This window comes from Methylobacterium platani (assembly GCF_001653715.1).
Classification (GTDB): Bacteria; Pseudomonadota; Alphaproteobacteria; order Rhizobiales; family Beijerinckiaceae; genus Methylobacterium; species Methylobacterium platani.
The window spans coordinates 29,486-43,321 of record NZ_LWHQ01000034.1; the positions used below are offsets into that span (position 1 = coordinate 29,486).

General features: G+C 71.6%; 10 protein-coding genes. 2 read left to right on the forward strand and 8 right to left on the reverse strand.

What is annotated here, in order from left to right; translation table 11 throughout:
• Positions 1–164: 164 nt before the first annotated feature.
• Together typA and A5481_RS16600 are read left to right on the forward strand one after the other, a co-directional pair.
• Complete coding sequence (gene typA, locus A5481_RS16595; RefSeq protein ID WP_048435043.1) at positions 165–1,991, forward strand: translational GTPase TypA; 1,827 nt, start codon at positions 165–167, stop codon at positions 1,989–1,991.
• Positions 1,992–2,378: 387 nt separating this feature from the next.
• Positions 2,379–3,815, forward strand: coding sequence for a phospholipase D-like domain-containing protein (locus A5481_RS16600; protein WP_048435042.1), 1,437 nt, complete (start codon positions 2,379–2,381; stop codon positions 3,813–3,815).
• On the opposite strand, the gene A5481_RS16605 is transcribed toward A5481_RS16600, so the two are convergent.
• The 8 genes from A5481_RS16605 to rsmH form a co-directional block, all read right to left on the reverse strand.
• A complete protein-coding gene (locus A5481_RS16605; RefSeq protein ID WP_082984929.1) occupies positions 3,748–4,581 on the reverse strand; it encodes an endonuclease/exonuclease/phosphatase family protein in 834 nt (277 codons plus the stop codon). The genes A5481_RS16600 and A5481_RS16605 overlap by 68 nt on opposite strands.
• Positions 4,582–4,681: 100 nt before the next feature.
• The gene (gene murD / locus A5481_RS16610; RefSeq protein WP_064504063.1) at positions 4,682–6,070 is read right to left on the reverse strand and encodes a UDP-N-acetylmuramoyl-L-alanine--D-glutamate ligase; all 1,389 of its coding nucleotides are present in this window, start codon (positions 6,068–6,070) and stop codon (positions 4,682–4,684) included.
• 241 nt (positions 6,071–6,311) lie between these two features.
• Positions 6,312–7,397: a phospho-N-acetylmuramoyl-pentapeptide-transferase gene (mraY, locus tag A5481_RS16615; RefSeq protein WP_048432545.1), complete on the reverse strand. Its 1,086-nt coding sequence runs from the start codon at positions 7,395–7,397 to the stop codon at positions 6,312–6,314.
• Between the two features lie 79 nt (positions 7,398–7,476).
• Positions 7,477–8,937: a UDP-N-acetylmuramoylalanyl-D-glutamyl-2,6-diaminopimelate--D-alanyl-D-alanine ligase gene (locus A5481_RS16620; RefSeq protein ID WP_048432544.1), complete on the reverse strand. Its 1,461-nt coding sequence runs from the start codon at positions 8,935–8,937 to the stop codon at positions 7,477–7,479.
• Positions 8,934–10,391 carry a UDP-N-acetylmuramoyl-L-alanyl-D-glutamate--2,6-diaminopimelate ligase gene (locus A5481_RS16625; RefSeq protein WP_048432543.1) on the reverse strand — a complete coding sequence of 486 codons (1,458 nt, stop codon included), beginning with the start codon at positions 10,389–10,391 and terminating at the stop codon, positions 8,934–8,936. The genes A5481_RS16620 and A5481_RS16625 overlap by 4 nt, the downstream gene beginning before the upstream one ends.
• Positions 10,388–12,181: a peptidoglycan D,D-transpeptidase FtsI family protein gene (locus A5481_RS16630; RefSeq protein ID WP_048432553.1), complete on the reverse strand. Its 1,794-nt coding sequence runs from the start codon at positions 12,179–12,181 to the stop codon at positions 10,388–10,390. The genes A5481_RS16625 and A5481_RS16630 overlap by 4 nt, the downstream gene beginning before the upstream one ends.
• Before the next feature lie 74 nt (positions 12,182–12,255).
• Entirely contained in the window at positions 12,256–12,702 is a 447-nt protein-coding gene (gene ftsL, locus A5481_RS16635; RefSeq protein WP_048432542.1) for a cell division protein FtsL, read from the reverse strand.
• Positions 12,699–13,715 carry a 16S rRNA (cytosine(1402)-N(4))-methyltransferase RsmH gene (gene rsmH, locus A5481_RS16640; protein WP_048432541.1) on the reverse strand — a complete coding sequence of 339 codons (1,017 nt, stop codon included), beginning with the start codon at positions 13,713–13,715 and terminating at the stop codon, positions 12,699–12,701. The genes ftsL and rsmH overlap by 4 nt, the downstream gene beginning before the upstream one ends.
• Positions 13,716–13,836 lie beyond the last annotated feature (121 nt).

The window sequence follows — 13,836 nt, forward strand, 5'->3', positions numbered from 1 at the left end:
CGGCCGGGTCCTGCTCTCGTCGACTCCCCCCTCTTCCCGTGCCCCTCTTGCGGAGACGCCCGACACCTTATATTGCGACGCAACAGTTTTCCCCCGGCTCGATGCGTCCGGCTGCCATCCTGGCGGCCCGCGGCGTGCCGGGCTTTGTTTGCTTCGGATATCCCATGAAGCTGCGCAACATCGCCATCATCGCCCACGTCGACCACGGCAAGACGACCCTGGTCGACAAGCTGCTCCAGCAATCCGGCTCGTTCCGCGAGAACCAGCGGGTCGAGGAGCGCGCGATGGACTCGAACGACCTCGAGAAGGAGCGCGGCATCACCATCCTGGCCAAGGCCACCTCGGTGGTCTGGAAGGATACCCGCATCAACATCGTCGACACCCCCGGCCACGCCGATTTCGGCGGCGAGGTCGAGCGCATCCTCTCGATGGTCGACGGCGTGATCGTGCTCGTCGACGCGGCCGAGGGCCCGATGCCGCAGACCAAGTTCGTGGTCTCGAAGGCGCTCAAGATCGGCCTGCGCCCGATCGTGGCGGTCAACAAGGTCGACCGGCCGGACGCCCGCATCACCGAGGTGGTGAACGAGGTGTTCGACCTGTTCGCGGCCCTCGACGCCACCGACGAGCAGCTCGACTTCCCGATCCTGTACGGGTCGGGCCGCAACGGCTGGATGGCGACCTCGCCGGAAGGCGACCAGGCCGAGGGCCTCGCCCCGCTGTTCGACCTCGTGCTCGAGCACGTGCCCCAAGCCAAGACCGAGGAAGGCGCGTTCCGGATGCTCGGGACGCTCCTCGAGGCCAACCCGTTCCTCGGCCGCATCATCACCGGCCGCATCGCCTCGGGCACCGTCAAGCCGAACCAGCAGATCAAGGTCCTCGACCGCGAGGGCAAGGTCGTGGAGACCGGCCGCGTCTCGAAGATCCTGGCCTTCCGCGGCCTGGAGCGCCAGCCGATCGAGGTCGGCGAGGCGGGCGACATCGTGTCGATCGCCGGTCTGGTGAAGGGCACCGTCGCCGACACCTTCTGCGATCCCCAGGTCGAGACCCCGATCCAGGCCCAGCCGATCGACCCGCCGACCGTGACGATGTCGTTCATCGTGAACGACAGCCCGCTCGCCGGCACCGAGGGCGACAAGGTCACGAGCCGCATGATCCGCGACCGCCTGTTCAAGGAGGCCGAGGGCAACGTCACGCTCAAGATCGAGGAAGCCGCCGACAAGGACTCGTTCTACGTCTCCGGCCGCGGTGAATTGCAGCTCGCGATCCTGATCGAGACCATGCGCCGCGAGGGCTTCGAGATCGCCGTGTCGCGTCCCCGCGTCGTCTTCGAGAAGGACGAGGCCGGCGAGATCATGGAGCCGATCGAGGAAGTCGTGATCGACGTCGACGAGGAGTATTCCGGCGTCGTCGTCCAGAAGATGTCGGAGCGCAAGGCCGACATGATCGAGATGCGCCCGTCGGGCGGCAACCGCCTGCGCCTGGTGTTCCACGCTCCGACCCGCGGCCTGATCGGCTACCAGGGCGAGCTGATGACCGACACCCGCGGCACCGCGATCATGAACCGCCTGTTCAAGGCCTACGAGCCCTACAAGGGCGAGATCGCCGGCCGGCGCAACGGCGTGCTGATGTCCAACGACCAGGGCGAGGCCGTGGCCTACGCGCTGTGGAACCTGGAAGATCGCGGCCCGATGATGATCGAGCCGGGCTGGAAGGTCTACCAGGGCATGATCATCGGCGAGCACAACCGCGAGAACGACCTCGAGGTGAACGTGCTCAAGGGCAAGAAGCTCACCAACATCCGCACTACCTCGAAGGACGAGGCGGTCCGCCTGACCCCGCCGATCCGCATGACCCTCGAGCGCTCGCTCGCCTGGATCCAGGACGACGAGCTGGTCGAGGTGACGCCGAAGTCGATCCGCCTGCGCAAGGCCGTGCTCGACCCGAACGACCGCAAGCGCGCGGAGCGGGCCAAGGAAGCGCTGAGCGCCTGATCGGCCGTTTGACGATCTGACGGTTTCGTCCCTCGCCCCTCCCGGGGCGGGGGATTTTTTTGTGGCGGTGGACGGTGGCCCCTCTCAAGTAGCTTCCCGATCTGTCCTCCCGTATCCCGTAGGTCCGTCCGGGGACAGGACGAGGCGCGGGTCCCCCCTCTCCCGTGTGGGAGAGGGGCCGGGGGTGAGGGTGACACGCTTCAGCGTGAACCTCTGAGCGTGGTGCTGGCAGCGGAACGGTCGGATCTGGACTCAGAACCGTAGCACCCTCACCCCTACCCCTCTCCCACACGGGAGAGGGGATCCCGCGCCTTCACCTTTCATGGACATTTTCCGGACAGCCCTGCTTATCCCGAGCGTAAGGGCAGCGTGCCGGCAGGAGGCGGTGTGGAACACGAGATCTACCGCTGGCTCGGAATCCTGACCTCGATCCGCTCGGACGTGCTGGCGCCGCTGGGCCTCGCGCTCGCGGTCATCGTCACGGTGCACGCGCTGATGAACAAGCGCGAGGTCGGCGCGGCGATCGGCTGGATCGGGCTGGCCTGGCTGTCGCCGCTGCTCGGCAGCGTGCTCTACGTGATGTTCGGCATCAACCGGGTGAGCCGGCGCGCCCGCCGCCTGCCGGTGCTGCCCGGGCCTCGCCCCGGCGCGCCACCACCGCCGGTGGCCGAGGTGCCGGATGCGTTCCAGCCGCTCAAGCAGGCGGTGCAGCGGATCAGCGGCCTGCCGCTGGTCGCCGGCAACGGCATCCGGCGCTACCGCCACGGCGACGAGGCCTATCCGGCGATGCTGGCGGCGATCGGCGAGGCGACGACGAGCGTCGCCCTGTCGAGCTACATCATGCGCGACGACGACAGCGGCCGCGCCTTCGCGGACGCGCTCGCCGCGGCGCGGGCCCGGGGCGTCGCGGTCTGCGTGCTGATCGACGGCATCGGCAGCGGCTACTTCTTCCCGGCGATGTACCGGCGCCTGCGGTCTCTCGGGATCCCCGCCGGCCTGTTCATGCACTCGGCGCTCCCCTGGCGGATGCCGTTCCTCAACCTGCGCACCCACAAGAAGCTGCTGCTGATCGACGGGCGGATCGGCTTCGTCGGCGGGGTCAATATCGCCGACGAGAACGTCATGGCGAAGGACCCGCCGGAGCCTGTGCGCGACAGCCACTTCCGCATCGACGGCCCGGTGGTCGGCCAGCTCGCCCAGGCGTTCTGGCGCGACTGGGCCTTCGTCAAGGCCGAGGATCTCGAGGGACCGGCCTGGTTCCCGGAGATCCCGCCGGCCGGCGCCTCGCTCGCCCGGGTCGTCACCTCGGGGCCGGATGCCGACATCGAGAAGATCGAGTTCGTGGTGATGGAGGCGGTCGCCACCGCCCGGCACTCGGTACGGTTCGCCACGCCCTACTTCCTGCCGAGCGAGATGCTGCTGACGGCGCTCGGCCTCGCGGCGATGCGGGGCGTCACCGTCGACGTCATCATCCCGCAGGCGAGCAACCACCGGGTGGTCGACTGGGCGACCCGGGCCCATGTCGGGCCGCTGCTCGAGGCCGGCGTGCGGATCTGGCTCGACCGGCCGCCCTTCGACCATTCGAAGCTGATGGTCGTCGACGGGGCCTGGTGCTTCGTCGGCAGCGCCAACTGGGACAGCCGCAGCTTCCGGCTCAATTTCGAGCTCAACGTCGAGGTCTACGACCCCGACTTCGCCGCCGACCTCGACGGCCTGATGCGGGCCAAGATGGAGCAGCGGCTGACGGCCGAGGACCTCAACTCTCGCGGGATGGCCGTGCGCCTGCGCGACGCCGCCGTGCGATTGCTGCTGCCATATCTTTGAGCGGCGCGCGCTTGCGGAGATCGTCGGCCCGGTCGCGAAACGCCTCGATGCGGTCGCGAAGCGGCTCGCGTCGCCCCTGCGGGTTGCCCGGCTCGAGATGGACCACGATCGGCCGGTGGTCGGAGGCACCGCGCGGCAGCACCGCCTGGCCGCGGCAGGTCAGCCCCCGCACCAGGCAGCGGTCGAGGCGCAGGGGCACGAGATCGACCATCGCGTGGGTCGGGTGGCGCGGGCCGACGTCCTGGAAGCCCGGCAGCAAAGCCGGCCCGACGATGTTGTAGTCGCCGAGCACCGCGGCGCGCACCGGCAGGTGCTGGGCGATGCGGCGCAGCTGGCGCCGGTTGAGCACCTGCCCGTGCGAGAGATGGACGTTGGCGACCCCGAACGCCCCGAGATCCAGGATCTGGCACACCCGGTCGATCAGGGCGCCGGAGGGCAGGGTCACCACCCGCGGCGGGGTCGCCCAGGGGGTCGGGCTCCACATCGCCAGGCCGTGGATGCGGCGCGGCAGCGGCGCCCAGGCGTAGTGGCCGCCGGCGCGGGCCTGCAGTTCGGTGATGTCGACGGTCGCCTCCTGCATCAGCAGCAGGTCCGGCTTCTCCTGCGCGATCAGCGCCTCGAGGGCGTCGACGGTCGCGCCGGTCCGCCGCAGCAGGTTCCAGCTGATGATCTTGCGCGGGCCCGCCCGGTGCGGGGCATGGGCGGCGGCCGGGGCGTCGGCCGGCAGGAGACGCTGGGGGGGCACGAGGCGTTGGGGGGGCTGCATGGCACCGCTGGGGAAGCGCATGATGGGGCCGGCACGATGGCGCGGGGACGCGCCGGGCCGGAGCGACATAGGCCGATGTCCCCCGGCCGGGAAGAGGGCGTCAGGCCCCCGGCGGGCGCAGGCCGGGCAGCGCCCGGACCAGGGACCTGAACCGGTCGCCGCGATCCTCGAAGCTGCGGAACTGGTCGTAGGAGGCGCAGGCCGGCGAGAGCAGCACCACCGGCTCGGGCGCGCCGTCCCGCTCCGCCGCGGCGGCGGCCTCGGCGACGGCGGCCGCGAGGGTGCCGCAGCGGCTGAACGGCACCTGCCCGTCGAGGGTGGCGGCGAAGTCCTCGGTCGCGGCGCCGATCAGGTAGGCATGGGCGACGCGCGGGAAGTACGGCGCGAGGCTCGCGATCCCGCCCTCCTTCGGCTTGCCGCCGAGGATCCAGTGCACGTGCCGGAAGGCCGAGAGTGCCTTCTCGGTCGAGTCGGCGTTGGTCGCCTTCGAATCGTTGATGAACAGGACCGGGCCGCGGCGCCCGACCTCCTCCATCCGGTGCGGCAGGCCGGGGAAGCTCGCCAGCGCCGCCGCGAAGACGTCCGGCGTCACGCCGAGCGCGCTCGCCACGGCGTAGGCGACGGCCGCGTTCTGCCAGTTATGGGCGCCGCGCAAGGCCCCGATGCCCGAGAGATCCGCCACCGGCTCCGCCGGCGCGCGGCGCCCGTCGATCACGACACCGTTGCGGGCGAGGATGCCCGGCCCCTCCCCCGCCTCGCCGACATGCACCCGGGTCGTCGGGCCCGTGCGGCGCCCGGCGATCGCGCGACAGAAATCGTCGTCGATCCCGACGACCGCGTGGGCGGCGCCCGTCACCAGCCGCTCCTTGATGGCGGCGTAGCGAGCCATGTCGCCGTGGCGGTCGAGATGGTCGGGCGTGAGGTTCAGGAGCACGCCGAGGGTGGGGGCCAGCGACGGCGTCAGGTCGATCTGGAACGAGGACAGCTCGATCACGTGGACCCGGTCCGGCGACGGCGGCTCCAGCGACAGGATCGCCGTGCCGATATTGCCGCCCATCTGCACGTCGCGGCCGGCCTCGGCGAGCACGTGGGCGATCAGCGCCGTGGTGGTCGACTTGCCGTTGGTGCCAGTGATGGCGACGAAGGGCGCGTCCAGGCTCGTCGCGGCCCGCTCGCGGCAGAACAGCTCGATGTCGCCGATCACCGGCACGCCGGCGCCCCGGGCGAGGTCCACCGTCCAGTGCGGCGCCGGGTGGGTCAGCGGCACGCCGGGGGCGAGGACCAGGGCGGCGAAGTCCGCCCACGCCGCCTGGCGCAGGTCGCCGGTCTCGATGCCCGCTTGAGCCGCCGCCGCCATCCGTTCCGGGTTGTCGTCGCAGGCGATCACCCGGGCACCGCCGGCCGTGAGGCTCAGCGCCGTGGCGAGGCCCGAGCCGCCGAGCCCGAACAGGGCGACTGTTTGGCCGGCGAAGGTGGTGGAGGGTGTCATGCGGTATCCGCCGGGTCTCTCAATGGCGCGGGAACCCCTCTCCCGAGTGGGAGAGGGGTAGGGGCGATCGGAGATCGCGCGAGGGTGCTGCGCCTCCGCGTGGAACTCCGACCTTCGTGCCGGCAGCTCGACGCTTCGTGCCAGACTCAGAACCGTAGCACCCTCACCCCTGGCCCCTCTCCCACACGGGAGAGGGGAAGCGCCTTACCTTTCAAGCGTTGGCGAAGATTGCAATATGTGACTACCGCAGCTTCAGCGTCGCCAGCCCCAGGAGCGCCAGCACCACCGCGATGATCCAGAACCGGATCACCACCTGCGGCTCCTTCCAGCCCTTCTGCTCGAAATGGTGGTGGATCGGCGCCATGCGGAAGACGCGCTTGCCGGTGAGCTTGAACGAGGCGACCTGGATGATGACGGAGAGGATCTCCAGCACGAACAGGCCGCCGACGATGCCCAGCACGATCTCGTGCTTCGTCGCCACCGCGACGGTGCCGAGGAGCCCGCCGAGCGCCAGCGAACCGGTATCGCCCATGAAGATCTGGGCCGGCGGCGCGTTGAACCACAGGAAGCCGAGGCCCGCCCCGATCAGCGCGCCGCAGACCACCGCCAGCTCGCCGGTGCCCGGGACGTAGTTCACCTGGAGGTAGGAGGCGTAGATGACGTTGCCGACCAGGTAGGCGATGATCCCGAAGGTCGCCGCGGCGATCATCACCGGCACGATGGCGAGCCCGTCGAGGCCGTCGGTGATGTTGACCGCGTTGCCCGCACCCACGATCACGAAGCCCGCGAAGGCGACGTAGAACAGGCCGAGATTGATGATCGCGTCCTTGAACACCGGGAAGGCGAGCCGGTAGGCGAGGCCCGGCGCCGAGTACTCGGCCACCGCGACGCAGGCGGCGACCGCGATCAGCGCCTCGAGGCCGAGGCGGAACTTGCCCGAGAAGCCCTTGTGGCTCTGCTTCGTCACCTTGAGGTAGTCGTCGTAGAAGCCGATCGCGCCGAAGCCCAGCGTCACCATCATGACGATCCAGACGTAGTGGTTGCGCGGATTGGCCCAGAGCAGCACCGCCACCATCACGCCGGCGAGGATCATCAGCCCGCCCATGGTCGGCGTGCCGCGCTTCGTCAGCAGGTGCGATTGCGGGCCGTCCTCGCGGATCGGCTGGCCCTTGCCCTGGCGCAGGCGGAGCAGCGAGATGATCCAGGGCCCGAACCAGAACACGAAGAAGCCCGCCGTGAACAGCGCGCCGCCGGTCCGGAAGGTGATGTAGCGGAAGACGTTGAGCGGCGAGAACACGCCGCTCAGGTCGGAGAGGAGGTAGAGCATCCCGGGGGCATCCGATCGTGGGCGCGCGGCAACGTCGGGCTTATGCCCACGACGCTGCGACAGATTCCTGAAGATTGGCTCAGCCGGACCGGCCGACGGCGAGATCCTGGTCCACGGCGCCGCCGTAGCGGGCCTTGAGCGCCTCGACGATCCGGCCCATGCGGGTGCTGTTGGAGCCCTTGACCATCACGGCGTCGCCCGGCCGCAGGGCCTCGACGACGGGATCGACGAGTTCGGCCGAGCTCGGCCGGGCGCCGGCGCGCCGCGAGGCCGGTAGTGCCTCGAACAGCTCCTGCATCAGGGGGCCGGCGGTGAAGACGAGGTCGATGCCGTGCTCCGCGACCGCCTCCGCCAGCTCGCGATGCAGGCGCGGCGCCTCGGCCCCGAGCTCCATCATGTCGCCGAGGACGGCGATGCGCCGTCCCGCGGTCTCGACCCCGGCGAGCGTGCTGAGCGCGGCCCGCACCGAGGCCGGGTTGGCGTTGTAGCTCTCGTCGACGAGCAGCGCCTCGCCGCCCCGGACCTGGAGCATCGTGCGCGCGCCGCGCCCGACCGGCGGGCGCAGCTGCGCGAGCGAGAGCGCGGCGAGCGCGAGGTCGGCGCCGAGCGCCTGCACGGCGGCGATGACGGCGAGCGAGTTCAGGGCCGTGTGCCGGCCCGGCGTCCCGAGCTGGTAGGTGACGGGCAGCCCCATCGCCCGCACGTCGACGATCGACAGGTCGGGGCGCATCACGATCCGCTCGGCGCGCACGTCGGCCTCGCGGTGTTCGCCGAAGCTCACCACACGGCCGGCCTCCGAGGCGAGCGCATGGGCCTTCAGCCGCTCGAAATTCGGGTTGTCGCGGTTGATGATCGCGACGCCGCCGGGCTCCAGGCCGTAGAAGATCTCGCCCTTGGCGTCGGCGATGCCCGACAGCGAGCGGAAATGCTCGATATGGACCGGCTCGACCGTGGTGACGATCGCGATCTCGGGCCGCACCAGCCGGGTCAGCGGGGCGATCTCGCCGGCATGATTCATGCCGACCTCGAACACGCCGAAGTCGCTCGAGGCCGGCATCCGGCCGAGCGTCAGGGGCACGCCCCAGTGGTTGTTGTAGGAGGCGACGGAGGCGTGGGTGGCCCCTTGCGCGGCCAGCACGTGGCGCAGGGCCTCCTTGGTGCCGGTCTTGCCGACCGAGCCGGTGACGGCGAGCACGCGGGCTCCGGTGCGGGCCCGGGACGCGACGGCGAGGCCGCGCATGGCGGCGAGCACGGCGTCCTCGTCCTGCGCCGGCACGGCGATCAGCGGCCCGGCATCGCCGAGGTCGGCGGCGCGCTCCTCGGCCACCACGGCGGCGCCGGCGCCGCGGGCGAGCGCGTCGCGTACGAAGTCGTGGCCGTCGCGGGCCTCGCCGCGAATCGCGAAGAACAGGTCCCCGACCTTCAGGGTGCGGGTATCGATCGAGATGCCGGACAGGGCCTGCGCTGCGGTTTCGTCCGCGACGACCCGGCCGCCCATGGCGGCGGCGGCGGCGTCCAGGGTCCAGAGGGGCTCGGTCATGCGCGGGTCTCCTCGATCGCGCTCAGGACCGCATCGCGGTCGGAGAAGGGGAGCGTCCGGTCGCCGATGATCTGGCCGGTTTCATGACCTTTGCCGGCAACCACCAGCACGTCGCCGGCACGAAGGTCGCGCACGGCCGCCCGGATCGCTTCCGCCCGGTCGCCGATCTCCTCGGCGCCCGGCGCCGCCGCCAGGATCGCGGCGCGGATCGTCGCCGGATCCTCGCTGCGCGGATTGTCGTCGGTGACGATGACCCGGTCGGCCTTGTCGCCGGCGATGCGGCCCATCAGCGGGCGCTTGGCGCGGTCGCGGTCGCCGCCGCAGCCGACGACGCAGACGAGGCGGCCGGTGGTGAAGGCGCGGAGCGCCTCGAGGACGTTCGCCAGCGCGTCGGGCTTGTGGGCGTAGTCGACGATGCAGAGCGCGCCCCGCACGGTGCCGACCCGCTCGAGCCGACCCGGGACGCCTGCGAGGTGCCCCAGAGCCGCGATCACCTCGGCCTCGCGCCCGGCCCCGGCCGGGGTCGCCAGCACGAGCCCGGCGGCGAGGAGCGCGTTCTCGACCTGGAACGTCCCGACGAGGGGCAGGTCGACCGTGTGGACGGCCCCGGCCGCCGCGATCTCGAGGCGCTGGGCGAACCCTTCGGTGCGGGCGGAGACGAGGCGGATCCCCTCCCCGGCCCGGCCGGTGGTGACGAGCCGCACGCCGCGGTTCCGCACCGCCGCGATCACCGCCCAGCTCTGCGGCCCGTCGGCATTGACCACGGCCGTGCCGTCGTCGGGCAGGAGGGTCGTGAACAGACGGAGCTTCGCCTGGAGGTAGGCCTCCGGCGTGCCGTGATAATCGAGGTGGTCGTGGCCGAGATTGGTGAAGCCGGCGGCCGTCAGCCGCACGCCGTCGAGGCGGCTCTGCTCGATGCCGTGCGAGGACGCCTCCATCGCGAGCTCGGTGACGCCGTCCCGCGCCAGCCGGTCGAGGGTCGCGTGCAGGGTGATCGGATCGGGGGTGGTGAGCGAGCCGTAGGCCGCGCCGGACGTCGTGATCACCCCGAGCGTGCCGAGGCTCGCCGCCTCCCGGCCGAGGCGGCCGAGGATCTGGCGGACGAAATCGGCGACCGAGCTCTTGCCGCTGGTCCCGGTCACCGCCACGACCGCCCCGGGCTGGCCCGGATGCAGCCGTGCGGCGGCCTGCGACAGGGCGCGCCGCGCATCCGGGACGGCGAGGTAGGCGACCGCATCGGGCAGGTCGGCCGGACGGTCTCCTTCGGCGACCATCGCGACCGCGCCGCCCGCCGCCGCCTGGGCGGCGAAGCGCCGGCCGTCGGCGGCGGTGCCGGGCACCGCCAGGAACACGAAGCCGGGCGCGACCTTGCGGCTGTCGGCGGTGAGGCCGGTGACGGCGAGGCCGGCCGCGGGGCCGGCCTCGGGGAACAGGTCGCCGAGGGTGAGGCTCATCGTCCGTCCAGCATGTTCACGTGGTAGGCGCCGAGCTTGACCATCAGCGGGAACGGCTTGACCGGCGGCTCGAATTGCGGCGGCAGGCCGAGGATCGGCGCGACCCGGGCGATCACCCGGCCGGTGACGACGCCCGAATTGTAGGCGGCGGTGGCGTAGGAGCCGGATTCCGCCGCGACGGGCTGCGGCTCGTCCATGATGGTGACGAACAGGTATTTCGGCTTGTCCATCGGCGCCACCGCCATGAAGGTGGTGAACAGCCGGTTCTTGACGTAGCGGCCGCGGATCACCTTCTCGGCGGTGCCGGTCTTGCCGCCGACGTAGTAGTACGGGATCGCCGCCTTCTTGGCCGAGCCCTCGGTGGCGTTGAGGCGCATGATGTAGCGCATCGCCTCGCTGGTCTGCGGCGAGAGCACCTGCGTTCCCTTCTCGCGCGCCTCGGCCTCGCTGCGCTTGAGGAAGGTCGGCGTCATCAGGAAGCCGCCGTTGGCGATCGCCGCCACCGCGGCCGAGGCCTGGAGCGGCGCCACCGCGAGGCCGTGGCCGAAGGCGATCGTGATGGTGTTGATCTCGGTCCAGCGCGGCGGGATGATCGGCTCGGCACTCTCCGGCAGCTCGGTGCGCATCCGGTCGAGCAGGCCCATCTTCTTCAGGAAGGCCTTGTGGCCGGGCACGCCGATGCCGAGCGCCATCTTGGCCGAGCCGATGTTGGACGAGTGCGTGAACACCTCCGGCATCGTGATGACGCGGTTGGTGCCGTGATACTCGTGGATCTTCTGCCGGCCCCAGTGCAGCACGCCGCCGCGGGTGTCGAAGGTCGAGTTGACGGTGAACTTGCCGGAATCGAGCGCCATGGCGAGGGTCATCGCCTTGAAGGTCGAGCCCATCTCGTAGACGCCGACATTCATCCGGTTGATCCGGTCGGGATCGAGCGCGTCCTTCGGCTCGTTGGGGTCGAAGTCGGGCAGGGAGGCGAGTGCGATCACCTCGCCGGTGGTGACGTCGAGGATCGCGCCGGCCGCCGCCTTGGCACGGTAATGCTCCAGGCCCCAGGCCAGCTCGTCGCGCACCGCGTGCTGGGCGCGCAGGTCGATCGAGAGCTGCACCGGCGCGAGGTCGGCCGCCTTCTCGACGAAGCCGAGGCTGTTGAGGTCGCGCAGGCCCTGGCGGTCGATGTACTTCTCGATGCCGGCGATGCCGACGTTGTCGAGGTTGGTCACGCCGAGGATGTGGGCGGCCGCCGTGCCGTTGGGATAGACCCGCTTGTGGTCGGGCAGGAAGCCGACGCCCGGGATGCCGAGGCGGTGCACCTCGGCCTGCTGGCGCGGGGTGATCTCGCGCTTGACCCAGACGAAGCCCTTCTTCGACGACAGCTTCTCGCGCAGCTCGCGGGCGTTGATCTCGGGCAGGACGGCGGTGAGGAGTTCGACCGCCTCGTCCTTGTCGTAGATGTTCTTCGGCTCGGCGAAGACCGAGACGGTGCGGATGTCAGTGGCCAGGATCTCGCCGTTGCGGTCGATGATGTCGGGCCGGATCTGGGTCGTGCCGCCGGCCTCGGCGCGCCGCGCCGAGGCGGTCACCGGATCGTCCGGGAACAGCGCGAAGCTGACGAGGCGGCCCATCAGGGTGAGGAAGACCGCGCCGAAGACGAGGCTGACGAGGCCGACGCGGGCGGCGCTGCGCTCCACCGAGAGGCGGAACATCGCCGTGACGCCGCCGCGCAGCATCCCGGCGAGGCTGCGCCGCGGTGCGGGAGCCTCGTGGGCCGGCGCCGCGGCGCCGTCGTGCACCGGGTATTCGGGCGGCGTGGCGTCGTGAGCCTGCGAGCCGTGAGCCTGGAAGTCCTGATCCTGGGTCACGGCGCCTACCTCTTGGCGGTCGGGGTGCGGGTGGAGGTGGAGCCGGTGGTGCGGGGCTCCTCGGGCCGGCCGGCGGTGGCGCCGGTCGTCGAGGGCGCGCGCTCCTTGGCGGCCGGGGTCGCGGTGGCGCCGAGGCCGAGCGCCTCGAGCTTGCGGGCGATCTCGTCGCCGCGGTCGGGCTTGGCCGGCAGGTCGGCGAGCCGTCCGAGATGCGCGGTGCCGATCGGCTCGAGGGTCAGGTACTTGTCGACCGCCGCCTGGAGCCGGTCGGGCCGGGTCAGGAGCTGCCACTCGGCGCGCAGGACCGCGATCGCGTCGCGCTCCTTGCGCAGGCGGGTCTTCAGCTTGGCGACCTGCTCGGCCTGGTAGAGCGTGTCGTACTTGATCGAGTAGGCGTAGATGGCCGAGGCGATCAGCCCGGCGATCGCCGCGAGGTGCAGGAGGCGGATCACCGGCGCCCTCCCCGCGTCTGGGTCTCGGGCAGGGAGGCCAGCGTCTCGAGCACCGTCAGCGGCGGCGGCGCGGGCCCGTCGGTGCGCTCGCCGGCCCGGAGCTTCGCCGAGCGGGCGCGGGGATTGGCGTAGGCTTCGGCCTCGCCGGCGGTGACCGGGCCCTTGGTGGCGAGCGTGAAGCTGCGGGGGGCCGGCTGCGAGGCCATCGGCAGGTGGCGCGAGGCCGCCACCGCCCGGCCGCTGCGGGCCGAGAAGAACTGCTTCACGATGCGGTCCTCCAGCGAGTGGAAGGTCACCACCGCGAGGCGGCCGCCCGGGCGCAGGGTGCGCTCGGCCGCGTGCAGCGCCCGCTGCAATTCGCCGAGCTCGTCGTTCACCGCGATGCGCAGGGCCTGGAAGGTGCGGGTCGCCGGGTGAATGCCGCTGCCGGGCTCGGTCCGGACGACGCCGGCGACGACCTCCGCCAGGGCCGCCGTGGTCTCGATCCGGGCGCGCCGGCGCGCCTCGATCAGGGCGCGGGCGACGGCGCGGGCCCGGCGCTCCTCGCCGTAATGGTAGATCACGTCGGCGAGCGCGGCTTCCGAGGCCTCGTTGACGAGGTCGGCGGCGCTCTCGCCCGCCCGCTCCATCCGCATGTCGAGGGGGCCGTCGAACCGGAACGAGAAGCCGCGCTCGGCCTGGTCGAGCTGCATCGACGACACGCCGATATCGAGGACGACGCCGTCGGCCTCGGCGAAGCCGTGGTCGCGGGCGATCGCGTCGAGGTCGCCGAAGCGGCCCTGGACCAGCACCAGGCGGCCGCCCGCCTCCGCGACCAGGGACTGGCCGGCGGCGATCGCGGTCGGGTCGCGGTCGATCGCGAGCACGCGGTTGCGGGGATCGGCCGCCAGGATCGCGCGGGTGTAGCCGCCGGCCCCGAAGGTGCCGTCGATCACCGCGGCGGGCCCGGCCCCGAGATGGAGCGAGGCCAGCACCTCGGCGAGAAGAACCGGAATGTGGGGAAGGTCGGTCACGACCGGTCTCCCGGAACGACGGCACAGCTCGCGCGGCGGGCGCGCAGTGACGCATGACGATCCATGGTGCTCCGCTATCCGCACGAGCCGGGCCGAGGCCGGCCGGGATCGGCGCCAGAGC

Coding starts and splice junctions, on each gene's coding strand:
- A5481_RS16605 (WP_082984929.1), bottom strand. CDS start 4,581: ATGCAGCCCCCCCAACGCCTCGTGCCCCCCCAGCGTCTCCTGCCGGCC.
- A5481_RS16620 (WP_048432544.1), bottom strand. CDS start 8,937: ATGACCGAGCCCCTCTGGACCCTGGACGCCGCCGCCGCCGCCATGGGC.
- murD (WP_064504063.1), bottom strand. CDS start 6,070: ATGACACCCTCCACCACCTTCGCCGGCCAAACAGTCGCCCTGTTCGGG.
- typA (WP_048435043.1), top strand. CDS start 165: ATGAAGCTGCGCAACATCGCCATCATCGCCCACGTCGACCACGGCAAG.
- A5481_RS16625 (WP_048432543.1), bottom strand. CDS start 10,391: ATGAGCCTCACCCTCGGCGACCTGTTCCCCGAGGCCGGCCCCGCGGCC.
- mraY (WP_048432545.1), bottom strand. CDS start 7,397: ATGCTCTACCTCCTCTCCGACCTGAGCGGCGTGTTCTCGCCGCTCAAC.